The 22728-nt window shown below is 68.3% G+C and carries 20 protein-coding genes; 4 read left to right on the top strand and 16 right to left on the bottom strand.

From position 1 onward, the window contains the following. Nucleotides 1–5: 5 nt before the first annotated feature. Genes QH168_RS18505 through QH168_RS18495 form a run of 3 tightly spaced genes read right to left on the bottom strand, consistent with a single transcriptional unit; the run spans nucleotide 6 to nucleotide 2918 of the window. Nucleotides 6–878, bottom strand: coding sequence for an arylamine N-acetyltransferase family protein (locus tag QH168_RS18505; protein ID WP_280235952.1), 873 nt, complete (start codon nucleotides 876–878; stop codon nucleotides 6–8). Between the two features lie 37 nt (nucleotides 879–915). Beyond that, entirely contained in the window at nucleotides 916–2328 is a 1413-nt protein-coding gene (locus QH168_RS18500; RefSeq protein WP_280235951.1) for an MFS transporter, read from the bottom strand. A 17-nt stretch (nucleotides 2329–2345) separates the two neighbouring features. Next, nucleotides 2346–2918 (bottom strand): NADPH-dependent FMN reductase, encoded by a 573-nt coding sequence (locus QH168_RS18495; RefSeq protein ID WP_280235950.1) that lies wholly within the window; start codon nucleotides 2916–2918, stop codon nucleotides 2346–2348. A 112-nt stretch (nucleotides 2919–3030) separates the two neighbouring features. Here QH168_RS18495 and QH168_RS18490 point away from each other — a divergent pair, with 112 nt between their 5' ends. Continuing rightward, complete coding sequence (locus QH168_RS18490; RefSeq protein WP_280235949.1) at nucleotides 3031–6150, top strand: ATP-binding protein; 3120 nt, start codon at nucleotides 3031–3033, stop codon at nucleotides 6148–6150. 74 nt (nucleotides 6151–6224) lie between these two features. Here the strand turns inward: QH168_RS18490 and QH168_RS18485 are convergent, their stop codons facing one another. The 5 genes from QH168_RS18485 to QH168_RS18465 all read right to left on the bottom strand — a co-directional run bounded on the left by QH168_RS18485 (nucleotide 6225) and on the right by QH168_RS18465 (nucleotide 12420). Next, nucleotides 6225–6587, bottom strand: coding sequence for a nuclear transport factor 2 family protein (locus QH168_RS18485; protein WP_280235948.1), 363 nt, complete (start codon nucleotides 6585–6587; stop codon nucleotides 6225–6227). Nucleotides 6588–6809: 222 nt separating this feature from the next. After that, nucleotides 6810–7226 carry a DUF6463 family protein gene (locus QH168_RS18480; RefSeq protein ID WP_280235947.1) on the bottom strand — a complete coding sequence of 139 codons (417 nt, stop codon included), beginning with the start codon at nucleotides 7224–7226 and terminating at the stop codon, nucleotides 6810–6812. A gap of 145 nt (nucleotides 7227–7371) precedes the next feature. Next, nucleotides 7372–8244, bottom strand: coding sequence for a DMT family transporter (locus QH168_RS18475; protein ID WP_280235946.1), 873 nt, complete (start codon nucleotides 8242–8244; stop codon nucleotides 7372–7374). Nucleotides 8245–8355: 111 nt separating this feature from the next. Further along, nucleotides 8356–10086, bottom strand: coding sequence for a GMC family oxidoreductase (locus QH168_RS18470; protein ID WP_280235945.1), 1731 nt, complete (start codon nucleotides 10084–10086; stop codon nucleotides 8356–8358). A gap of 105 nt (nucleotides 10087–10191) precedes the next feature. Beyond that, the gene (locus QH168_RS18465; protein ID WP_280235944.1) at nucleotides 10192–12420 is read right to left on the bottom strand and encodes a glycoside hydrolase family 3 C-terminal domain-containing protein; all 2229 of its coding nucleotides are present in this window, start codon (nucleotides 12418–12420) and stop codon (nucleotides 10192–10194) included. Between the two features lie 113 nt (nucleotides 12421–12533). Between QH168_RS18465 and QH168_RS18460 the strand changes: the two genes are divergently transcribed. Both QH168_RS18460 and QH168_RS18455 read left to right on the top strand, forming a co-directional pair. Continuing rightward, a complete protein-coding gene (locus QH168_RS18460; protein WP_280235943.1) occupies nucleotides 12534–14246 on the top strand; it encodes a cation:proton antiporter in 1713 nt (570 codons plus the stop codon). A 33-nt stretch (nucleotides 14247–14279) separates the two neighbouring features. Further along, the gene (locus QH168_RS18455) at nucleotides 14280–14948 is read left to right on the top strand and encodes a GntR family transcriptional regulator (RefSeq protein ID WP_280235942.1); all 669 of its coding nucleotides are present in this window, start codon (nucleotides 14280–14282) and stop codon (nucleotides 14946–14948) included. 77 nt (nucleotides 14949–15025) lie between these two features. Here the strand turns inward: QH168_RS18455 and QH168_RS18450 are convergent, their stop codons facing one another. Continuing rightward, the gene (locus tag QH168_RS18450) at nucleotides 15026–15535 is read right to left on the bottom strand and encodes a nucleoside deaminase (RefSeq protein ID WP_280235941.1); all 510 of its coding nucleotides are present in this window, start codon (nucleotides 15533–15535) and stop codon (nucleotides 15026–15028) included. A gap of 162 nt (nucleotides 15536–15697) precedes the next feature. Between QH168_RS18450 and QH168_RS18445 the strand changes: the two genes are divergently transcribed. Continuing rightward, nucleotides 15698–16456 (top strand): ankyrin repeat domain-containing protein, encoded by a 759-nt coding sequence (locus QH168_RS18445; RefSeq protein ID WP_348537594.1) that lies wholly within the window; start codon nucleotides 15698–15700, stop codon nucleotides 16454–16456. Nucleotides 16457–16484: 28 nt separating this feature from the next. Here QH168_RS18445 and QH168_RS18440 read toward each other — a convergent pair whose 3' ends face one another. From QH168_RS18440 to QH168_RS18410, 7 genes are all read right to left on the bottom strand, one after another. Then, nucleotides 16485–17021 (bottom strand): hypothetical protein, encoded by a 537-nt coding sequence (locus QH168_RS18440; RefSeq protein WP_280235940.1) that lies wholly within the window; start codon nucleotides 17019–17021, stop codon nucleotides 16485–16487. Between the two features lie 151 nt (nucleotides 17022–17172). Beyond that, the gene (locus tag QH168_RS18435) at nucleotides 17173–18030 is read right to left on the bottom strand and encodes an NAD-dependent protein deacetylase (RefSeq protein WP_280235939.1); all 858 of its coding nucleotides are present in this window, start codon (nucleotides 18028–18030) and stop codon (nucleotides 17173–17175) included. 30 nt (nucleotides 18031–18060) lie between these two features. Then, complete coding sequence (locus tag QH168_RS18430) at nucleotides 18061–18294, bottom strand: hypothetical protein (protein ID WP_280235938.1); 234 nt, start codon at nucleotides 18292–18294, stop codon at nucleotides 18061–18063. 187 nt (nucleotides 18295–18481) lie between these two features. Further along, nucleotides 18482–19030, bottom strand: a complete 549-nt coding sequence (locus tag QH168_RS18425; protein ID WP_280235937.1) for a hypothetical protein — start codon at nucleotides 19028–19030, stop codon at nucleotides 18482–18484. A 5-nt stretch (nucleotides 19031–19035) separates the two neighbouring features. Next, nucleotides 19036–20058: a fused (3R)-hydroxyacyl-ACP dehydratase subunits HadA/HadB gene (locus tag QH168_RS18420; RefSeq protein ID WP_280235936.1), complete on the bottom strand. Its 1023-nt coding sequence runs from the start codon at nucleotides 20056–20058 to the stop codon at nucleotides 19036–19038. Nucleotides 20059–20237: 179 nt separating this feature from the next. Continuing rightward, nucleotides 20238–21587, bottom strand: coding sequence for an NADP-specific glutamate dehydrogenase (gene gdhA / locus QH168_RS18415; RefSeq protein WP_280235935.1), 1350 nt, complete (start codon nucleotides 21585–21587; stop codon nucleotides 20238–20240). 152 nt (nucleotides 21588–21739) lie between these two features. Further along, on the bottom strand, nucleotides 21740–22609 hold the full coding sequence (locus QH168_RS18410) for an NAD(P)-dependent oxidoreductase (protein WP_280235934.1): 870 nt from the start codon (nucleotides 22607–22609) through the stop codon (nucleotides 21740–21742). Nucleotides 22610–22728: the final 119 nt, after the last annotated feature.

The following is a 22728-nucleotide window of genomic DNA, read 5'->3' as shown; positions in this document are numbered from 1 at the left end:
ATGGATCACAGGCGCTGATCGGAAGGCCACGGCTGCTCGACCAGCCTGGTGGCGTCGGCCGTATCGAGGTCGATGTCGAAGGTTTCGGACAGGATCTTCGGCAGTTCGGTCCGCGCCACCTCACGGGATTCGCCGGTTCCGTCCGGATACCCGATGTTCAGGGTGAGGCCGTCGAGCAGATAGTGGACATCCGGGTGGAGGCGTTGCACGAGGGGCCGGGTGGTGAACGGGGAATGGGGGGACGTCGACACGTAGTGGTTGCCGACCGTGTAGTCGATCCGGTATTGCGGTGTCAATGTGAACCTGCGTCGGTTCAGCCAGCTGTCGCGGGCGAAGTGATGCAGTGTCGCCACCTTCGTGCCGAGTTCGTCCACGTCGAGTTCGAGTCGGAATCGTCGGCCACCGACGGTGAACTCGCCGTCGCGGGGAGTCAGTTCGATCGGTTCGAGTGGGCCCGAACCGAAGCCGACATCGCATAGCCAGACCCGCCCGTCGGCGGTGGTCACGTGTAGTGCCGCGTGGGTGGCGGGCAGCAGTGTGTCGTCCGGGCCGAGGAAGATTCGCCCGCTCAGACCGAAGACGCCGAAGCCGAGCCGTTCCAGTGCGGCCGCGAACAGGGCGCTGTTCTCGTAGCAGTATCCGCCCCTGCGGTGGCGAATCATCTTGTCCTGCATGGCCGGCACGTCCAGGAGGACCGGGCGGCCGAGGATGATCTCCAGGTTCTCGAAGGGGATGGTCGTGGTGTGCCGGAATACGAGGTCGCGCAGTGTCGCCGGGGTCGGTGCGCGGTCGCCCTTGAAGCCGATCCGGGCCAGGTAGGCGTCCACGTCCAGATCCTCGCCACCCCATCGGTGGGATGGATGCGTCGGTGCGTTCATGTCTGCTCGCTTTCGTGGGTAGCGGTGGCCGATGGTGTCAAGCGACCGGGACGGATTCGGCTGCGGGGTCGGTGTCGACCGCCTTGTTGCCGGGTAGCAGCAGGGCGGCGAGTAGGCCGAGCAGGGTGAGTGCGGCGGCGACGGTGACCGTGGTGCGCAGTTGGTCTGCTGTCGCTATCCGCAGGCGATCGCCGTCGAGTCCGGCCACACCGGCGTTCGCGATGCCGACGAGGATCGCGAGCCCGACGCCGGTGCCGATCTGCATCGCGGTGTTGGCCATTCCGCCCGCGCTGCCCTGTTCGCGTTCGGCGACACCGGTTCCGGCGGCGGCGAACACGGTGGGGAATACGGTGCCCATGCCCGCGCCGTAGACCAGGATTCCGGCCAGGATCGTCCGGTAGGAGCCGTCGGCGACCATACCTGCGGCCAGCAGGGCACCGCCCGCCGCGCCGAGCAGCAGTCCGGTGAGCAGGGTGGTGCGCAGGCCGAGTCGGACGATGAGTCGTTCGGCGACGAAGTTCGCGACAGCGATGACCACCGACAGGCTCAGGAACGCGAGCCCGGTGAGCAGGGCGCTGTAGCGCCACACGTTCTGGAGGAACAGGGTGAGGAAGTAGACGATGTTCTGCATGGTGGCGCCGAAGACGAAGATGACGGCGAGCACCGGGCCCAGTGCGCGTGCCAGCCGTAACGGCATGAGTGGGCTGGGGCTGCGTGCCTCGATGATCACGAACGTGGTCAACAGGATCGCGGCCAGCACGCCGCCACCCACGACCGGCGCGGCGGTCCACCCGGATTCGGGTCCTTGCGCCACGGTGAACACCAGCAGGGTGATGCCGACGGTGCCGGTGAGCGCACCGGGCAGATCGAAGCGTCCGCGGTCGCGGGGGCCGTCGGCGCGCAGCAGCGGCACCGCTGCCGCGGCTGCGGCGAGGACGAGGGGGACGTTGACCAAGAACACGGCCTGCCAGCCGAATGCGCTGGTGAGGACGCCGCCGAGCAGTGCGCCGAGGCTGAGTCCGACCGCGCCTGCGCCTGCCCATACCGCGAGGGCGCGGATTCGCTGTGGTCCTTCATCGAACATGGTGTTGACCAGTGACAGGGTGGCGGGGAACAGGATGGCCGCGCCGATGCCCTGGATCGCGCGCGCCACGATCAGGGCGGTGGTGGTGGCGGCGAGGCCGCCGAGCAGGGAGGCGGCGCCGAACAGCAGCATGCCGAGGATGAACATTCGGCGGCGGCCGAGCAGGTCGGCGGATCGTCCGCCCAGCAGGAGCAGTCCGCCGAAGAAGATGGCGTAGGCGCTGACCACCCATTGCATGGAGTGTCCGGAGAAGCCGACGTCGCGGGCGATATCGGGGAGGGCGACGTAGATGATGGTGAAGTCCAGTGAGGTGATCAGGCTGGAGAGGGCCAGGAGGGCGAGGGCGGTGGCCGGTTGTTTCGACATCGGTGCCTCTTCGGGGTTCAGAACGGGTAGGGCTGGGTGGTGCGGGCGGTGCGTAGCGCGCGGGCCCACCAGGTGAGTTGGTTGAGCAGTACCGTCGCGGCGGTGCTGGCTCCGGCGAGGTCGAGGGGGCGGCCGTTGTCGTCGAATCTGTTCCAGCAGGAGTGGAAACTGACGGTGTCGCGGATCGTGACGGCGTGCAGTTCGCCGAGGACCTGGCGGAGTTGTTCGGCGGCGCGCAGGCCGCCGGAGACGCCGCCGTAGGAGACGATGCCGACCGGTTTCGCCTTCCACTCCTCGACGTAGGAGTCGATGGCGGTTTTGAGTGCGGCGGGATAGCCGCGGTTGTATTCGGGCGAGACGATGACGAAGGCGTCGGCTCGGGCCAGACGTGTGGCCAGGGCGGTGACGGCGTCGTCGGTGTGGCCGAGGACATCGGGCAGCCCGGTCTCGGCGAGGTCGATGAGGTCCAGGTCGAGGCCGCCGTGTGCGCGGGCGTGGTCGTGGAACCAGGTGGCCACCGTCGGGCCGAATCGTTGGACCCGTGTGCTGCCGATGATGATCGCCACACGCAAGGATTCGGATGTCTGCATCGGGTTCGCCTTTCCGGCCGTCGTTGTCTGGCATGACCTTCGCCGGGGCGCCCTACAGCGCACCTACAGCCGCCTTGCCCCGCCCCTACCGGGGGTCCGTATCGTCACGACGATGAGGTTCGGTGTGCTCGGTCCACTGATGGCGTGGACGGATCGGGGTGAGCCGGTCACGATCCCGGCCGGGCAGGTGGGCACTGTGCTCGCCGTTCTTCTCGTGCACCGTGGGCGTCCGGTGTCGACCGATCGGCTCATCGAGGTGCTGTGGCCGCGGCGTGCGCCCCGTGATGCGGCTGCCGCGCTCCAGGTGAAGGTCTCGCAGTTGCGTGCTGCGCTCGCGGCCGCCGAACCGGGCGCCCGCACGCTGGTGGTGTCGCGGGTCGCGGGCTACAGCCTGGATGTCGTGGCCGAGGCGGTGGACGCGGGTCGTTTCGAGGCGTTGCTCGGGGCCGGTGCGACCGATGCCCGGTCGCGGATCGATACCCTGGGCGCGGCGCTCGACCTGTGGCGCGGCGCGGCGTTCGCCGAGTTCGCCGACGAAGAATTCGCGGCGGTGGAGGCGGCGCGGTTGACCGAACTGCGGTTGTCGGCGGTGGAGGCCAGGGCCGAAGCGTTGCTCGAGGTGGGCGAATACGGTGAGCTGGCTGCTGATTTGGCGCCTGTGGTGGCCGAACATCCGCTGCGTGAACGGTTGCGGGCGGTGTATATGCGGGCGTTGTACAGTGCTGGTCGTCAGGGGGAGGCGCTGGCCGCTTTCACCGAGTTACGGCAGCGGTTGCGCACCGAACTCGGCGTGGATCCGAGTCCGGAGATCGTGGCGGTGCATCAGGCGATCCTCGCGCAGGACCCGCTGCTGGCGCCGCGTTCGGCCGCCGCGGTGACGAATGTGCCCGGTCCGTTGACCGAGTTGATCGGCCGGGCGGAAGCGGTGCACGAAGTGGGTGCGTTGGTCGGTGCGCATCGGTTGGTGACCCTCATCGGGCCCGGTGGTGTCGGTAAGACGCGGTTGGCGGTCGAGGCGGCGCGCGCGTTGCTCGATGAGCACGCCGACGGTGTGTGGTTGGTGGAGTTGGCCGGGATCGAGGCGACGTCGGTGCCGCGGACGAGCATCGTGGACACGATGCACGCGGTGCTCGGTATCCGCGATGACGGCCGCAGCGTCGCCGGTTCGGTCGACCGGCTGGTCACGGCGTTGTACGGCAAACGGGTGCTGCTGGTGCTGGACAATTGTGAGCATCTGGTGGCGGTGGTCGCCGAACTGGCCGAACAGTTGTTGCGGGCGGTGCCGAGTCTGCGGGTGCTGGCCACGAGCCAGGAACCACTCGGTGTGTTCGGTGAGGCCGTTTATCCGGTCGCCGCGCTCGAATTGCCGCATTCGCCCGCCGATGTCGGCGCTGAGGTGTTGCCGAAGTTCAGTGCTGTTCGGTTGTTCCTCGCGCGGGCGGCGGCCGCGGTGCCCGGCTTCAGCATCGACGCGGGCAATGCCGCGGCGGTCGCCACGATCTGTCGGCGGCTGGATGGGATTCCGCTGGCGTTGGAGCTGGCCGCTGCCCGGGTGCGGGCGCTCGGGGTCGGTGAACTCGCCGCGCGGATGGACGATCGATTCGATCTGCTGGTTCTCGGGCACCGTGGTGCGCCTGGTCGTCAGCAGACATTGCGCGCGATGATCGACTGGAGTTGGGAGCAGTTGAGCGCACCGGAGCAGGCTGTGCTGAGAAGGCTGTCGGTGCACGTCGATGGTTTCACGGTGGCGGCGGCCGAACAGATCTGCGCGATCGGGGAGTTGCCGCGTGGACGGGTCCTCGACCTGCTCGCACGTCTGGTGGATCGGTCGCTGGTGGTGATGGCCGATACCGGGCAGGGGCCGCGGTACCGGCTGTTGGAATCGGTCGCGCTGTACTGCTCGGACCGTCTGGTCGAGGCCGGGGAAGCCGATCTGGTTCGCGATATGCGCAACGGGTATTACACGACCCTCGCCGAAGGAGCGCGTGAGCGGTTGCGTGGTGCGGATCAGCGGCAGTGGCTCACGGTGCTGGACACCGAGTACGCGAATCTTCGTTCGGCCGTGGAGGATTCGGTGCGTCGCGGTGATGGTGACGGTGCGCTCCGGCTCGTCGACGCGTTGGCCTGGTACTGGTTTCTGCGTGGGCGGCTCGCCGACGGTGTCCGGCTGCTCGACGCGGCGCTCAGCGCTGCCGGTGAGCGCGGGTCGGCGTTGTGGGCGCGGGTCAACGGTTGGCGTTCGGCGCTGCTGCTGCTCGGTGGTGAGGAGGCGGACCGGGAGGCGTTGGTGCGGGCCGGGCTGGCCGGGTTCGACGGGGTGGACGATCCGGCGGGCCGTGCGTTCACCGAATGGTTGTTGGCGGAGGTGCTGCTGGGTGCGGGCGATCAGGCGGTCAGCGATGGGCTCGTGGCGCGTGCGCTGACCGGATTCCGTGCCGCCGAGGATGATTGGGGGATCGCGGCGGCGTCGAGCAGTGCCGCCCATCATGCGTTGTTGCGTGGTGATGTCGCGGCGATGGATCGTCATGCGCGCGAAAGTGCCAGGGTCTTCGCCGATCTCGGTGATCGGTGGGGGCAGCTTCGGGCCGCGGATATGCTGGCCCGGCGGGCGGAGGTGGTCGGCGATTACGCCGATGCGGCGCGGCTGCGTCGTGACGGTTTGGACCGGGCCGAGGAACTCGGGTTGTGGCCACAGGTGGCGGATATGTTGTCGGGGCTGGGCAGGCTCGCGTTGCTGGGTGGTGAGTTGGAGCGGGCGCGACTGTTGCATGAGCGTGCCCGCGATCTATCGGTCGGCCAGGGGCATATGTCGCGCCGGGTGTTCGCCGAGGTGGGTCTCGGTATCGGGGCTCGTCGGGCGGGTCGGCTCGATGACGCCGAACGCCATATTCGGGTATCGCTGGACTGGAACCGGGAAGTCGGTTACGCGCCGGGCGTCGCGCACAGCCTCACCGAGCTGGGTTTCATCGCCGAACTGCGGGGCGAGGCGGAACGGGCGCGTGAACTCCACGAAGAAGGTTTGGCCGTTGCCCGCGGCACCGGCGATCCACGTGCGGTCGCGCTCGCGTTGGAAGGGCTCGCGGGAGCGGCCGTTCTCGCCGGGCAGGTCGAGCGGGCTCGCGACCTGTTGTCGGCGGCCGAGGCCGAGCGTGACAGTGCGGGAGCGCCGCTGCCGGAGCAGGAACGAGCCGATGTGGACCGGATTGCGGCGGCGATCCGCGCGGCGCACTGACAGTTGTGTGCGATGGCGGGCGGAGCGCCGTTCAACAGATACCGGTTCGCACGACCTCGGTCACCGTGGGTGCACTACTGGACCGCCGAGGCATGTGCGGCAACGACCCGCCAGCCACGCGAGTCGTCGTGCGCCCAGGCGCGGGTATAGCGCATCCTGGCGGTGAATGGTGATCCGTGAACGCTGCCCTCGACGACGCCGAGGAACCAGGTGACCCCGGTCGATCCTTCCACCAGTACCGTCAGCTGTTCTTCTTCGAGTTTGCTCACGATCTGAGCCCTACTGCGGTGCAGCTCGAGATCATCGGCCTTGGTGAAGGTGTCCGCGCCGAACGTGAAGATCAGCCGGTCATCGAGCAACTCGTCCAGCGCCTGGACATCCCCGGCCAGCTGCGCAGCCTGGAGTCGCCGCTCAGCTGCCCGCAAATCATTCTCCATGGCACCGAGCATGCCAGCCGAGTGCCGGTCCGGCCCTCGCGTTTCGCTGACAGCAGACGACGACCTCGCGGGGATTCCGGATCCGATAGGCACCACTGCGCTGTCGACCTGGCCGTGATGCCCTCGGTGGCGGTGAATGCGTGGTGATCGCCCTCGACGGCAAGCACGTGCCGACCGAACCCCTCTTGCGTCGCATCCCGCGGATCACCGTGCCGGTGACGGTCACCGAGGGGCGGTGACCGTCGCGCGGGCTGTGGGTGCGGTCGGGATGCCTGCGTGACGGATGCCGATCAGGAGGGTGACCGCCGCGGCGGTGGCCAGAACCCAGGGTGCGGGTTCGAAGATCAGCGCGCACAGCAGGGTCCAGGCGATCAGTGCCACGGCCAGGAATGCCGGTGGTGTGATGTGGCGGCGGTCCATCCAGACGACGAGCACGCCGAGCAGCAGCAATGGTGCGCCGAAGCTGCCAGGCCCGAACCAGAAGGCGCCGATCGGGGCGGGCAGTTCGGTGATATCGCTGTCGGGCAACCACAGTCCGAAGGTGAACCATTCGGCGAAGTGGCGGTGGCTCAGCAGCGTCGCCGCGGTGAGGTGGACGCCTCCGAGGAACGCGAGTATCCGTCCGGCCCAGTTGATCATGACTGCCTCCATGGCCCACGAGTTACGAGACTCATGGTATCGAAACTGATAGTTTCGTATCATGCCATCGTCGGGATGTCGCGGCAAGACGGCGGTCAGTCCAATCGGCCCAGCGGCCGAGTCGAACAAAGGGCGGAGGCGCCGCTCAACCGACACGTTCGGGTGCGGGTGCGGTGCTTCGCGCCTGGACGCGGGAAAGCTGCACTGCCGCAATACACATCACCACGACCGACGCCAGCACCACGGCGATCCCGGCCGGTCCCGTGTCGAGTCGTTCCTCGAGGACGGTGAGACCGAGGAACATCGCGCCCAGCGGTTCGGCCACGGTGAACGCAGGCAGCGACGCCGACAGCGCACCGATCTGATAGGCACGCTGTTGCAGATACAACCCGACCAGGCCCGCGCCGACCATGGTGTAGGGCTCCCAACCGCTCAGCGCCGCGCCGATCCCGTCGCCGAACAGTTCCACCACGTGCTGGGTGAGCGCGGCCGACACACCGAACAGCAGACCGGCGGCCGCACCGAGCAGCATCGCCCGCAGCGCCGTGACCCGCACCAGCAGCGCGGCCACCACCGCAGCGACCGCCAGCCCGAACACCAGCGACAGCGGGCCCATCCACTGCGCCCACGGCGCATCGCGCACCCCCTCCGACGGGTCGCCGACCACCAGGAAACACGCCAGCGCGATCGACAGCGCGCCCGCATGCGCCCACGCGGTCCGGGTGACCGGCACCCGGTTGTAGTGGGCGGCCAGTGGCAGCGCGAACACCAGGGAGGTCACCAGGATGGGCTGCACGACCAGCACCGAACCCAGCGCCAGCGCCACGATCTGGAAGACGAACGCGCCGCCGTCACCGATGATCCCCGCCCACCAGCGGGGACTACGCATCAGACCGGCGAGAAGGGCCTGCCCGGCCGGCACCTCGGCGGCCGCCCGCTGCTGCGCGACCGCGGCGACGGCGAACCCCAGCGCGGCGATGAACGCGCACACCACCGCGGCCACCGAGACGTTGTCCACCCGGACCAGTGTGCCGCCCGAGGACCGCTCGGGGCGAGAACAACGCGCGGGGCCGCGCCCGCCCATCGACCTCGGCGTGGCGGGCGCTGAAGCGCCTCCGGCCCGCAACGGTCAGCTGTCGTGCTCGGCCAGAGCCTGCCCGCCCGAGATCTCGATGATCGGCAACCGCAGCGCGGCCGGCGCCTGCGCGGGCACCACCGGGGCCACCGGCGCGATCGGGGTCAGTCGCCGATACGGTGCGCCCAGCGCGGGCCGCGGATCGGGCTCGCCCTTGTTGGGCCACAGTGCGATCGCGCGTTCGGCCTGGGCGGTGATGGTCAGCGATGGGTTGACGCCGAGATTGGCCGAGATGGTGGAACCGTCGATGACGTGCAGACCCGGATGGCCGTAGAGGCGGTGGTACGGGTCGACGACGCCGGTGGCGGGGGAGTCGCCGATGGCGCAACCGCCGATGAAATGCCCTGTCGCCGGGATGTCGACGATGCTGCTGGTGGCGCCGGTGGGGAAGCCGTCGATCTTGTCGGCCACCCGGTCGGCGACCTCGTGACCGATGGGAATCCAGGTGGGGTTGGGGCTGCCCTCACCCTGTCGGGTGGTCATCTTCCGGCCGAACAGGCCGCGTGTGGTGTAGGTGGTGATGGAGTTGTCCACCGACTGCATCACCAGCAGTCCGATCATCTGCTCGGACCACCGCCGCGGATCGTGCATGGCGCGCAGATCGCGGCGGTGGCGCCGCAACTGCCGCAGCCATTGCCGCCACCGCGGATCGACGCCGTTGTCACCGACCATGGCGGTGGTGATCACGGCGAGTGCGTTGCTGCCCTTGCCGTAGCGCACCGGCTCGATGTGGGTGTGGGCGTCGGGGTGGATGGAGGAGGTGATGGCGACGCCCTTGGTGAAATCGGCGTCGGCGCGGCGGCTGCGCACCGACAGCAGTTCCTCGGAGTTGGTGCGCGACAGATAACCCAACCGCGCCGAAACATGCGGGAGGGATCCGCGATCACGCAAGGCGTGCAGCAGTTTCTGGGTGCCGAGCGCAGCCGCGGAGAACACCACCTGTTCGGCGGTGAACACGCGCGTGTTCGTGCGCACCCAGCGGCCGGTGCCGCGCGTGCGCACGGTGTAGCCGCCGCCGGGACGCGGGCGCACATCCACCACCGTCGTCAACGGGTGCACCTGGGCGCCCGCCTGCTCGGCCAGATACAGATAGTTCTTGACCAGGGTGTTCTTGGCGTTGTGGCGGCATCCGGTCATACATTCCCCGCAGTGGGTGCAGGTGCGGCGGGCGGGGCCGACGCCACCGAAGTACGGATCGGGCACTTGCGCGCCCGGCCGCGCGCCCGCACCGCCGAACAGGACCCCGACCGGTGTCTGCCGGTAGGTGTGGGCGATGCCCAGATCTTCGGCCACTTCCCGCAGCACCCGGTCACTGGGTGTGGTGGCCGGGTTGGTGGTGACGCCGAGCATGCGTTTGGCCTGGTCGTAGTGTGGGGCCAGTTCGGTGCGCCAGTCGGTGATCGCGGCCCACTGCTTATCGGTGTAGAACGCCGCGGGTGGTTCGTAGAGGGTGTTGGCGTAGACCAGTGAGCCGCCGCCCACCCCGGCGCCGCTCATGATGAAGGTGTTCTTCAACAGGGTCAGCCGTTGGATGCCGAAACAACCGAACCGGGGCGCCCACAGGAACTTTCGCGCCTGCCACGAGGTGGTGGCGAATTCGTGGTCGGCGAAGCGGCGCCCGGCTTCGAGCACGCCCACCCGGTAGCCCTTCTCGGTGAGCCGCAGCGCGGTGACGCTGCCGCCGAAACCCGAACCGATCACCAGCACGTCGTAGTCGAACGCCATCCTGCCTCCGTCGCCTCGTCGAATTGTTCGAGCGTAGGGCGCGGTACGCGGAGCCGGACAATGCTTGACGGCCATAAAATCGAGATTTTCGGCCAGTCGTGCGGATCAGGTGTCGTCGCCGGTCGCGGTGAGCAGCGTGTCGAGATCGGCGGGTGCCATACCGAATCCGGTGAGCCGGTCCAAGGGGATGGAGGCGAGCATGCGCATCATGTCGACCCCGAGCGCCTGTCCGTCACCGTTGCCGGTCATCCCGGCGAACATATCGGCCAGCACGGCCGCGGCCGCCGGATTCGCCAGCGCCTCACCGAGCGTGGACTGTTTCGTGATCGGAATCCGCAGGTCATCACCGGGCACCTCGATCTGTGTGGTGGCCCGGATGTCACGGCTGGACGCACCCGCCATCACCTGATACGCACCGCCCTCGACGATCCAGTCACCGATGCGGGTTTCCCAATAGGCCAGCTCGTCGCGGTCGATCGTGATCGACACCTGTTCGCTCGCACCGGGCGCCAACTCCGCGGTGACCGCATGACCCTTCAGTTCCCGCGGTGGGCGGCTCACCGTCGACTCGGGCAGCGCGGTATAGATCTGCACAACCTCCCGACCGCCACGACTGCCGGTGTTGGTGACGGTGACCCGCACGGTGAGCTGCTCCTGGCCGGATTCGACCGACAGGTCGGAGTAGCCGAAGCTGGTGTAGGACAGGCCGTGCCCGAACGGATAGCACACCGCGAGATCACGGGCGTCGTACCAGCGGTAGCCGACGTGGATGCCCTCGCCGTAGCGGATATGGGAGTTCTCGCCGGGGAAATTCAGGTAGGCGGGCACATCCTGTAGGCGCATCGGCACGGTCTCGGTGAGCCGCCCCGACGGATTGACCCGCCCGAACAGGACATCGGCGAGCGCGCCGCCGCCCGCCTGCCCGAGCAGCGCGCCGTCGACGATCGCAGGCGCGAGATCGGCCACCGGCGCCAACCGCAGCACCCCGCCGTGCGACAGCACCACCACGGTGTTCGGCTGCACCGCCACGATCTCGGCGAGCAGCGCGAGCTGATCGGCGGGCACCTCGATGTCGTCGCGGTCGAAACCCTCCGATTCCTGTCCCGCGCCCAGACCGAGGAACACCACCGCCACCTCGGCGTCCCCGGCCGCGGTGACCGCCTCGGCCCGCGCACTGTCATCGGTGGTGCCGTCGGTGCTGAACCCGCGCGCATACCGCACCCGTCCCGGTGCGGCCGCGGCTTCGATCTCGGCGAGCGGGATGTCGACGCGGGTCGGGTTCACATGCGAGCTACCCCCACCCTGATAACGCGGCGACTGCGCGAACTCGCCGATCACCGCCAGCGATCGCCCTTGGCTCAACGGCAGCAGATCACCTTCGTTGCGCAACAACACCACACAGCGCGCCGCCACCGCACGCGCCAGCCGATGATGAGCGTCCAGATCCGGGGGCGCGGTCGCCGCGGCGCGGCCCTCGACCACCCTCGCCGCCAGCGCGGCCACCCGCTGCGCGGCCCCCTCGACCGCGGCGGGGTCGAGCGCACCGGATTCGACGGCCGCCACCACCGCCGCATCCGACACACCGCTGCCGCCGGGCATCTCCAGATCCAGGCCCGCCGCGACCGCGGCGACCCGATCGGCGACCGCACCCCAATCGCTGACCACCAGGCCGTCGAAACCCCATTCCCCGCGCAACAACTCGGTGAGCAGCCACTGGTTCTCCGACGCGTACACACCGTTGATCCGGTTGTAGGAGCACATCACCGTCCACGGCCGCGCGGTGCGCACGATATGGGCGAACGCGCGCAGATAGATCTCCCGCAACGGGCGCTCGTCGACATCCGAACTCGACCGCATCCGATCGTGTTCGGCGTTGTTGGCGGCGAAATGCTTGAGCGAAGCGCCCACCCCGGTGCCCTGCACACCCTGCACCCACGCCGCGCCGAGCGTACCGGTGAGCAGTGGGTCCTCGGAGTAGTACTCGAAGACCCGCCCGCAGCGCGGATCACGTTTGATATTGATCCCCGGCCCCAACAGCACATCGACGTCGAGGGCGCGTGCCTCCCGTCCGAGCGCCTCCCCGACCCGGCGCACCAGCTGCGGGTCCCAGCTCTGTCCGAGCCCGACCGCGGGCGGGAAACAGGTGGCGGGCATGCTGGCCGCGAGCCCGAGATGATCGGTGGCGCCGGCCTGCCTGCGCACCCCGTGCGGGCCGTCGGTCAGCATGATGGAGGGCACCGGCCCGATCGCCTTCGTGGTCCAGAAATCGGCGCCGCTGCCGAGAGCGGCCTGCTCGGTGCGAGAAAGCGCGGTGATAGCGGGAGAGTCCGTCATCGTCAGCTCCGATCGGTCGCCGTCTGAGGAAACACCGTCGCCACATCGAATCACGGCCACCATCTTCGTCGTACGGTGCTACCGGAAAACGCCGTCGCATCGGAGGAGGGGTCGTGGAGATCACCCTGGTCGTGGTCGTCGGCATCATCGCCATCGTGGTGGTGGCGGCGTTCTCCGACACTCTCGGTGTGGCCGCGCCGCTGAGCCTGGCCGTGGTCGGTATCGCGCTCAGTTTCGTTCCCGGTATCCCGCACCCCGACGTCGATCCCGAATGGATTCTGACGGTGGTGTTGCCGCCGCTGCTGTATTCGGCGGCGGTGAACATGCCCGCAGTGGATTTTCGGCGCAATCTCAAACCCATCACCGGGCTCGCGGTGCTGCTGGTGGTGGTCACCACCCTCGGCACCGGCTGGCTGTTGCACACATTGCTTCCCGATATCGGCTGGCCCGCGGCGTTCGCGCTGGGTGCGGTGATCAGCCCCACCGACCCGATCGCGGCGACCTCGGTTGGTAAACGGCTCGGGTTGCCCTCGCGGCTGTTGACCATGCTGGAAGGGGAGGGGCTGGTCAACGACGCCACTGCGCTCGTGCTGCTGCGGTCGGCGGTCGCGGCGCTGGCCGCGACGGTGTCGCTATGGCAGGTGCTCGGCGATTTCGTGGTGGCGGTCGTGGTCGCGGTGCTCGCCGGGCTGCTGGTCGGTTGGCTGGGGGTGCGGGCGCGGGCGATGCTCGACGATTCGGTGGCCAAAACCGCGATATCGTTCGTCATCCCGTTCCTGGCCTATCTGCCCGCCGAGGAATTCCACGGCTCCGGTGTGCTGGCGGTGGTGATCGCCGGATTGGTCAGCGGGCACCTGAGCCCCCGCCATCTCAGCGCCCAGGACCGCCTCGTCGATGCCACCAACTGGCGCACGGTGGCGTTCCTGCTCGAAAGCGGGATCTTCCTGCTCATGGGGTTGAGCCTGTCGGGGTTGATCGACAATGTGCGCGGCGAACAGCTCTCCGCCGCACAGGCTTTCGGGATCGGGCTGCTGGCCGCGATCGCGGTGATGGTGATCCGCGCGGTGTTCGTCGCCCCGCTGGTCGGTTTCCTGCGCCTGGATCAGCGCCGCGCCGCCGAGGCCAAACCACGCCTGGACGACATCAATGCCCGCATCGCCGACCGTGATCTTCCCGACGACAGCAGACGCGCCCGGATGATCACCCGCCGCCTCGGCAAGGTCTCGGCCAAGATCGAATTCCAGCTCAACGAAACCGTCGGCGCCCGCGGCGGCGTGGTCCTGGCCTGGGCGGGTATGCGCGGCGCGGTGACCGTCGCGGCCGCGCAGACCCTGCCCGCCGACACGCCGATGCGGTCGGAGCTCGTGCTCATCGCTTTCGTCGTCGCGGTGACCACCCTGCTGGTGCAGGGGTTGACCCTGCCGACCGTGATCCGCGTGGTCCGGGTGCCCGGTGACGACCCGGTCCGGTTGCACGATGACGCCGTCGAACTCATGACCATGCTGTCCGACGCCGCCGAACAGGTGCTCGACACCCCCGACCTCGTCGACGACCACGGAAATCCCTACCCGCCCGAACTCGTCGAGATGGTGCGCGACACCACGGTCCGCAAAGGTGCGGCCGCATTGCGCGATCTGCCCACCGACGGCCCCGATCCGCGCGAACAGTACCGGCAGCTGCGGTTGCGGGTGCTGGCCGCGCAACGTGGCGAACTGCTGCGCGCCCGCGACCGGGAAACCTTCGGCGCCAAAGCGCTCGGGCGGGTGCAACACATGCTCGACCTGGACGAAGCGCTGCTCCAACAGTTGGGGCGGCCCGGCATCTGAGCCCGCGCCCACCACGGGTGGGAGAATGCGGCTATGAGTACGTCGGAGGGGTTCGTATCCGAATCCGAGCGGGTCACCCGGCTACTGCGCGACCAGATCGTCGACGGCATACGCGCACCCGGCGCCAAACTGGTCGAACGCGACCTCGCCACCGAACTCGGCGTCTCCCGGCTGCCGGTGCGCGACGCGTTGAAAACCCTGGTCGCCGAGGGATTGGTGACACCGCGACCACGCAGCTGGGCCGTGGTGCGGGAATTCAGCGCCACCGATATCGCCGACCTGCTCGAAGTGCGCGCGGCTTTCGAAGTGCTGGCATTCGGCCTCGCCGCCCAACGCGCCACCCGCGCCGGACTCGACGAGCTACGCCGCGACCTCGACTCCGAATGGGCCGCCGCCCACGCCGGTGACGCAGTCGGCGCCCGCCGCGCCGCCGCCGATTTCCACGAAACGGTGATCCGCCTCGCCGGCAACGACCTGCTCGGCGAACTCGAACGCACCCTCCGCAGCCGCATGCGCTGGCTCCTCGGCCGCCACGACGACCTCACCACTGTCGCCCACGAACACGAACAGCTCTACCAGGCCATCGCCAACCGCGACATCAGCCGAGCCGAAGCTCTCGCCGCCGCCCACATCGACACCAGCCGCACCCTCGCCGCCCGCCGCGCGAGCACCGAAGCGCTCGACCGCGGCGTCGCGGGGTGAACCGGAGGGGTGACAGCGGCCACTGCTGCCGCCGGAGGCTCGGACCTGCCGGGCGATCGACACTTCCGCTGGATGATTCAGGCGCGGTGTCGGGCCGCCACCTCCGCATGCAGGGCCTTGATCTCTGCTTCAAGGGTGGGTTCGGGGCCTGCGACAGGTATCGACGGCGCGATGTCGGTGATGGGTAAGGGTGTCACCGGTCCAGGAGGCAGGCCCCATTCGCGCTGCCATTGCCCGAGCTGGCCGGAACCGACGGCGTAGACGATGCGTCCCAATCCGGCCCATGCGTGCGCCGCGCTGCACATCGGGCAGTGCTCGCCGGAGGTGTAGACGACGCTGGTGGCGCGCTCCTCGGGGCTGAGGTGGATACCGGCCCAGCGGGCTATTTCGAATTCCGGGTGCTGGGTCGGATCGCCGGAGACGATGCGGTTGCGTGCCTCGAACCGGACCGTTTGTTCGGCGTCGACGAGGATCGAACCGAAGGGCTCGTCACCATCGGCGAGGGCGGCGCGGGCCAGGTCCACGCACCGGCGCAGATACGCCCGGTCGCGATCGGTGATGACGTAGCGGTCGCCTGATGCCTTCATGCCCCCACCATACGCATTTTGGTATACCGACAGCTAGGTGCGGGTGGTGTCGATAGCCACTATCTCGCGCACTTCTTGGACAAACACCAGTTCCGCTGCCAAGCTGATTGGTATACCAAAACTTAGGAGGTCTCGATGCGGCTCGGGCGAACGAAGGCAAGCGTGCCGAGGAAGCGCTCGCTGCGCACCGGCGGAATGGTCGTCGCGGCAGCCGCGGCGGTGGTGGCCCTCGGAGCATGCACCGCCGACCCCGCACCCACCCAGGCCCCGACCTCGGCGCTGCCCGCGACCACCGCACCGTCCACCGGGGCTGCGACACCACCACACGACCCCACCCTCGACGACGATCTGCTGGCCGCGGCCGCCGCCGATGACGCCGCCCGCGTACGTGACCTGCTGGCCCGCGGCGCGGACCTCGAAGCCCGCGGACAACACGCGCGCACCCCGCTGATCGAAGCCACCAAGAACCGCGCCACCGAAGCCGCACACGTGCTGATCGACGCCGGAGCCGATGTGAACGCCACAGACGCGCTTCAGGATTCGGCCTACCTCTACGCGGGCGCCGAAGGCCTCGACACCATCCTCGAACTGACCCTCACTCACGGCGCCGACCTGACCAGCGTCAACCGTTACGGCGGCACCGCGCTCATCCCGGCCGCCGAACACGGCCTCGTTGCCACCGTGCAGCGGTTGATCGACGCCGGCGTCGACGTCGACCACATCAACACCCCCGGCTGGACCGCACTGCTCGAAGCTGTCGTCTACGGCGACGGCAGCCAGCGCTACCAGCAGGTCGTCACCGCACTCCTGGATGCGGGCGCCGATCCGGGTATCCGCGACAGCGACGGCAACACCGCACTCGACAATGCCGTGCGGCGCGGCCAATCCGAGATCGCGGCGCTGCTGCGGGCCGACGGCTGAACCGGCGGTGGCGCACCGTGGTCGCGGATCAACGCGCGCGCTGCGGTTCGAGCGTCGCCCGCTCCATTGTCTCCAGAATTCGGTTCCGATAGATCCGCAGTGCCGCGACCACGGCGAACAGCGCGGTGGCGGCGCCGAGTATCAAGCGGACCACATGTGCGCCCTGAATCTCCGCGACGGTGCGGTTCAGCTCGTCGGCCGTATACCGGGCGCGGTCGTCGAACAGCATCGTCCAGCGCGGCCACAGGTAGACCATCGACAACAGAGCAAGACCCGATACCAGCGACAGCAGTGAGGCGATCAGCCACGAGCGAGCCTGCTTCGTCCACAGGCCGAGCGCGACTGCCACGACGGCGGCGAGGGTCAGGGCCGCGCCGAGCGGCCGCATCACACTGCCGACCGACACCACGGCGGTGAACTCGTCGGCCACGGCCAGCGAGTCCGGGACATCGTGGAAATAGTTCGGATAGAGGAAAACCGTCTCCGAAATCATGGTGCAGAAAACCAACGTCGCGAGGGCGGCGTAGAGACCGGACGAGACGAGTGAGGCGGTGGATTGTCGCACTGTGGAGGCCCTTCCATGGTTTCCCAGCGAACGTATCCCGCCGCGTGCGTCCCGCACATCCGGCGTGAACCCTGATTCACCTCGGAGTACTTCTCAGGGAAACATTCCTGAACCTGGTAGGTCCACGAATGGGCACGCCCGCCCCGGCGGATCAGGCCGTGGGAACGCGTGCCGCGAGGTGGTCGGCGAGTGCGGTGAGGGTGGGGGAGCAGCCCGCGTCGACGGTCAGGGTGGCGAGGTCGTGCCCACGGGTGCGGCCACGATTGACGATGACGACGGGTCGTCCGGTCTTGACGGCGTGACGTACGAACCGCAGACCCGACATCACCGTCAGCGAGGACCCGGCCACCAACAGCGCCTCGGCCTCGTCGACGAGATCATAGGCCGCGCGCACCCTGTCCTTGGGCACGTTCTCCCCGAAATACACGATGTCGGGTTTGAGGATTCCACCGCAGCCCACACACCCCAGCATCCGGAAACTGCTGGTATCGGAGATGACGGCGTCGGCGTCGGGAGCGACCTCCACCCCCGTGACGGTGACGTTCTCGGCGAATCCGGGATTGGCCGCCTCGAGCCGCTCGGCCAGCGCCATCCGCGACACCAGGGCCCCACAGCCCAGGCAACGCACCTGTGCGTAGGTGCCGTGCAGGTCGATCACCCGGCGGTGGCCCGCCTTGGTGTGCAACAGGTCCACATTCTGGGTGATCAGCCCGGTGACCACACCGAGGCGCTCCAGCCGGGCCAAAGCGCGATGGCCAGGGTTGGGGCGTGCGGCATCCATTCGTCGCCAGCCCACATGGTTACGCGCCCAGTAGCGATGCCGGAAGGTGGCGTCGCCGGTGAACTGCTGGAAGGTCATCGGCGTGCGAGCCGGTGCGTCGGGGCTGCGGTAATCGGGGATTCCGCTGTCGGTGGACAACCCCGCGCCGGTCAGCACCGCGACCCTGCGCCCCGAGATCAGCCGCGCGACCCGATCCGCGGCGGCGCGTGCGGCGGTGTGATCGAGCATGATCCCAGGGTACGGAGGGGTGCGGGCCGGTCAGCTCGGCGGCCCGATCGCGGTGATCTCGACACCCTCGGGACCCGCGGCCACGGTGACGAACTGACGATAGGTGCGCACGGTGGGCCCCGGCCGCGTCTCGGTGACCACCACATCGAACCGGTCCACCGACAGTGCCGTGATCAGCACACAGTGGCGGGTGCCCGCCGGGACCGACGCGATGCCCGCATCGATGACCGCCTCACTCGACACCGACGCCTGCGCGGTGGTCAACGCCCGCGCCGCCGCACCCGAACGGTCATATTCGCGCCGGACCCCCTTGCCCGGTGCTTGCTCGGCGACCGTGAACGTCCCCGAATGCCGTTGTGTGGTAACAACATTGCATATCAGCGCCGCGGATGCAGGCCGAATCGAGCAGCAATAGCCGCGCTGCCACAACCCGTCCCGGCCCCGTGCCGACTCAGCTCACGGTGACACCGAGCTGCTCCTGTAGTGCTCGTGCTTGCTCGGCGGTGGCGAGGGCCATGATGCTGTCGTAGCCGCGTCCGGGGGTGCGGTCGAAGCCGATGACGCGCCATGCGCGGGGGTCGTCGTCGGCGGCGGTGCTGGCGATGGCTTCGCAGGCCGCGGCGTGATCGTAGTAGTGGTCGGAGTAGTGCTCGGCGTCGATGGAGACGAGCACACCGTTTCGTTCGAACTCCAGACGATCGAGGCTGCTCTCCTCGATATCGTCGTCACCCTCGACGAGCCGGACATCGCTGATGGTGACCGCGCCACCGGCGACCTCGACGGCCCGCGCCAGCAGGCTCGCGTAACCCTGGCGCAGGTCCTCGGCATCATCGGCGTGGACCCGCACCGCCACACCGAACGTCTCGAGCGCACACGCCGCCGCGTAGTGGTCCACGTCGTCGTCGGCATCGGCGGCGAGATCGTCGAGAATCTCGCGCAGCTTCGGCTCCGGAACCATGCCGATCTCACACAAGAACATGCCCACACGTGCGAGGGTCATCGATGTCATGCGAGTCGGACCTGCGCGGTGGCGAGGCCGAAGATCTTGCGGCCGGCGGACTTCGCGGTGATGACGACGACGGCCGTTCTGGTGTCGGGATCGACCGATTTGATGCGGCCGGTGAACTCCACCGTGCCCGCTGCGGCGGCTTCGATGATCGTGTAGTTCGACAGCCGCACAGCGTATCTGAGCATCGCGCTCGGGTCGCCGAGCCATCCGGTGACGAATCCGGCTCCCAGGCCCATCGTGAGCATGCCGTGGGCGATCACGTCCGGAAGGCCCGCGAGCGCGGCGATATCGGCATGCCAGTGGATGGGATTCGCGTCCCCCGAGACCCCGGCGTAGTTCACCAGATCGCCGCGGGTCAGGCGCGCGGACCGCGCGGGAAGCTCGGCACCGGCGGCGATGTCGTCGAAGCGCAGCGCGGTGCGTGGGACGCGGGTGCGCGAGACCGGCGACACACGGGCCTGGGAGTCCGGCGGCGGCGGGCCGTCGCCCTCGGTCGAGGCGGTTCGGGTGGTCGTGTCGAGCCCGCTCATGACCACACGCTCGATCGTGTCGCTGATATCGGCGTCGACGTCGGCGCCGGTGATGCCGACGACGGTGGTGTGCATGATCTGCGCGATGTCACCGGTCTGGTCGGTGAAGGTGTTGGTGATGGTGAGCAGGTCCTTGCCCGCGATACGGCGCATCGAGGACAGTTCGACATCGCTGACCAGCCGGTCACCGGTGACCACCGGCTTGTACATCTCGAACACCTGATCGGTCTGCACGAACATGTCGTAGCCGGTCATCACAGTCTCGAGCAGCCGGCGGTTGGCCAGCATCGCGGCGGTGGAGATGAAGGTGGTCGGTGCGATCAGACCGGCATATCCGAGTTCACGAGCCGCGTCCTCGCTCCAATGCGCCGGATGGAAATCCTGCACCGCTCGCGCGTACTCGCGGATCTTCTCCCGCCCCACCTCGTAGTAGTCGTCGGCCCGATAGCGGTACCCCACCAGCTCGGCCACATCGATCGCTGCTTCCACCGAGCCGCTCCTTCGTCCGGATTCCTTCGGCACTCGTCACCGACACCGGCGGCGCCGCAGGCGCGAGTGAAACTCCACCTTCTCACATGAGACGGCGGGCTCCGGTGGTGATCGAAGCATCGGGAGGTGCCGGACCGGCGCAACATCGCCATCGGTCCGGCACCTCGTCCTACAACCCCTCAGATGACGCCGAGGGCCAGCATCGCGTCGGCTACCTGGATGAAGCCGCCGATATTGGCGCCAGCCACATAGTTGCCGGGCATACCGTATTCGTCGGCGGTGGCCAGGCAGCGGTCGTGGATGCCGCGCATGATGTCGGCCAGCCGCTCCTCGGTGTGCTCGAAACTCCACGAGTCGCGCGACGCGTTCTGCTGCATCTCCAGCGCGCTCGTCGCCACCCCGCCCGCATTGGCGGCCTTACCGGGAGCGAAGATCACCCCGGCCTCACCGAACACCCGCACCGCCTCCGGTGTGCACGGCATATTGGCGCCCTCGGCGACGATATGGCAGCCGTTGGCGACGAGTTTGCCCGCCGCGTTGCCGTCGAGTTCGTTCTGGGTGGCACACGGCAGCGCGATATCGCAGGGCACCTCCCACAGCGAACCGCCCGCCACGAAACGCGCGCTCCCCGAACGGGTCTCGGCGTAGTCGGCGATCCGCGCCCGCCGCACTTCCTTGATCTCCTTCAACAATTCGAGATCGATGCCCTGCTCGTCGATGACGTAGCCGCCCGAATCCGAGCAGGCGACCACGGTGCCGCCGAGTTCGTGCACCTTCTCGATGGCGTAGATGGCGACATTGCCCGAACCCGACACCACCACCCGCTGACCGTCCAGCGACCGGCCCGCCGCGGCGAGGATCTCGTTGACGAAGAAGACCGCGCCGTACCCGGTGGCCTCCTTACGGACCTGCGAACCGCCCCAGGTCAGGCCCTTGCCGGTGAGCACACCGGACTCGTAGCGGTTGGTGATGCGTTTGTACTGCCCGAACAGGTAGCCGATCTCGCGGCCGCCGACACCGGTGTCACCGGCCGGGACGTCGGTGTGTTCACCGAGATGGCGGTACAGCTCGGTCATGAACGCCTGACAGAAACGCATCACCTCACCCTCGGAGCGACCCTTCGGATCGAAATCCGAACCGCCCTTACCGCCACCGATGGGCAGCCCGGTCAGCGAATTCTTGAAGATCTGCTCGAATCCGAGGAATTTGACGATGCCCAGGTACACCGAAGGATGGAAACGCAGCCCGCCCTTGTAGGGGCCGAGCGCGGAGTTGAACTCCACCCGGAATCCGCGGTTGATCTGCACGGCACCGGAATCGTCGACCCACGGCACCCGGAAGATGATCTGGCGTTCGGGCTCGCACAATCGGCGGATCACCGCCGCGTCGGCGTAATGCGGGTGCTTGGCGACCACCGGGCCGAGGCTGTCGAGCACCTCGTGCACGGCCTGGTGGAACTCGGTTTCGCCGGGGTTGCGGCGCAACACCTCGTCGTAGATGTCGCTCAGCTTCGCGTCCAGGACAGCCACCCGCGGACTCCTTGTCGTCGTCGTTGCCTGCGCGGCCGGATGCGCACTCGTCTCATCCGGTATCGCCTGGCGATACCGGCCGCAGGTGCACCGGCCGCACCTCACACGCTAACCGCACCCGTTGTGAGGTCGGGACCACACGTCCGCTTCGCTCAGACGATCGCCTCCACCGTGTGCAGTACCGACAGCTCGCCGTGTCCGTCGGCGATCTGCCGGTTGACCACGTTCTGGAGCGGAGTGAGGAACTCCTGCGACACCTTCGCGTCGTGCCCGGCGCGGACGATCGCGTCGATGGCGGCCTCGAGGAAGTAGATGTTCTGGCCGCCGTCGGAATAGGCGCGCGCATCGATGATCTGGCCCTCCATCGGCATCGCCGCGGCCATCGCGGTCGCCCAGGCGGCCGCGCGCACACCGAAATCCTGGGCGGAGACACCGATCGAGAGCAGCATCGCCACACCGTTGAGGAATCCACCGAACATGCCGTACATGACCGACAGCAAGGCGAAGTCGTAAGTCGAGGCGATACCGGCGTCGGCGCCGAAGTACTCGGCCGACGCCAGCAACTCGAGCATCGCCCGGTTGTCGTCGTGGACTCGTTGCGTGCCGCTGTAGCGGATCGCGGCTCCCGGCTGCCCGATCATCGCCGGAATCGCCATGATGCCACCGTCCAGATAGTCGATGCCATGACCGGCCGCCCAGCTGGCCAGCTCCCGCGCCTCCTCAGGGGTCGTGCTGGTCAGGTTGATCACTTGCCGTCCAGCCAGCTGTTCGACCACCGGGTCGAGGATGGTGTGCACGGAGGCGTGATCGAGTAGCACGACAATGACCACCGGGCTCGCCTCGATCGCGGTGCGTGGTGTGGCGGCGCTGTTGGCGCCCGCGGCGATCAGGTCGGTGTCCTTGCCGGGGGTGCGGTTCCACACAGTCGTCGGTATGTCGTTCTTGCGCAGGGTGGCCGCCAGTGCCTGGCCCATGGCGCCGAGGCCGAGGATGGTGACCGGGGTGGGGGTGGTGCTCGGCATGGAAGGTGTCTCCTTGGTTCAGCAGTGGTGTGAACCAACCGTGCTCGCCACCCCCGATATCGACAAGTACCTACTATTCTGTGTGGTATTTACCATTCGGTGTGTGAACAGGTAGAGAG

Source organism: Nocardia cyriacigeorgica, from assembly GCF_029868385.1.
Taxonomy (GTDB): domain Bacteria; phylum Actinomycetota; class Actinomycetes; order Mycobacteriales; family Mycobacteriaceae; genus Nocardia; species Nocardia cyriacigeorgica_F.
Note: the sequence above shows the minus strand (reverse complement) of the source record. Positions and strands in the feature narration are given on the sequence as shown.

What these genes read in the sequence shown, in the direction of transcription:
- QH168_RS18505 (WP_280235952.1), bottom strand. Translation starts at nt 878, where the DNA reads ATGAACGCACCGACGCATCCATCCCACCGATGGGGTGGCGAGGATCTG.
- QH168_RS18500 (WP_280235951.1), bottom strand. Translation starts at nt 2,328, where the DNA reads ATGTCGAAACAACCGGCCACCGCCCTCGCCCTCCTGGCCCTCTCCAGC.
- QH168_RS18495 (WP_280235950.1), bottom strand. Translation starts at nt 2,918, where the DNA reads ATGCAGACATCCGAATCCTTGCGTGTGGCGATCATCATCGGCAGCACA.
- QH168_RS18490 (WP_280235949.1), top strand. Translation starts at nt 3,031, where the DNA reads ATGAGGTTCGGTGTGCTCGGTCCACTGATGGCGTGGACGGATCGGGGT.
- QH168_RS18485 (WP_280235948.1), bottom strand. Translation starts at nt 6,587, where the DNA reads ATGGAGAATGATTTGCGGGCAGCTGAGCGGCGACTCCAGGCTGCGCAG.
- QH168_RS18480 (WP_280235947.1), bottom strand. Translation starts at nt 7,226, where the DNA reads ATGATCAACTGGGCCGGACGGATACTCGCGTTCCTCGGAGGCGTCCAC.
- QH168_RS18470 (WP_280235945.1), bottom strand. Translation starts at nt 10,086, where the DNA reads ATGGCGTTCGACTACGACGTGCTGGTGATCGGTTCGGGTTTCGGCGGC.
- QH168_RS18465 (WP_280235944.1), bottom strand. Translation starts at nt 12,420, where the DNA reads ATGACGGACTCTCCCGCTATCACCGCGCTTTCTCGCACCGAGCAGGCC.
- QH168_RS18455 (WP_280235942.1), top strand. Translation starts at nt 14,280, where the DNA reads ATGAGTACGTCGGAGGGGTTCGTATCCGAATCCGAGCGGGTCACCCGG.
- QH168_RS18450 (WP_280235941.1), bottom strand. Translation starts at nt 15,535, where the DNA reads ATGAAGGCATCAGGCGACCGCTACGTCATCACCGATCGCGACCGGGCG.
- QH168_RS18435 (WP_280235939.1), bottom strand. Translation starts at nt 18,030, where the DNA reads ATGCTCGATCACACCGCCGCACGCGCCGCCGCGGATCGGGTCGCGCGG.
- QH168_RS18425 (WP_280235937.1), bottom strand. Translation starts at nt 19,030, where the DNA reads ATGACCCTCGCACGTGTGGGCATGTTCTTGTGTGAGATCGGCATGGTT.
- QH168_RS18410 (WP_280235934.1), bottom strand. Translation starts at nt 22,609, where the DNA reads ATGCCGAGCACCACCCCCACCCCGGTCACCATCCTCGGCCTCGGCGCC.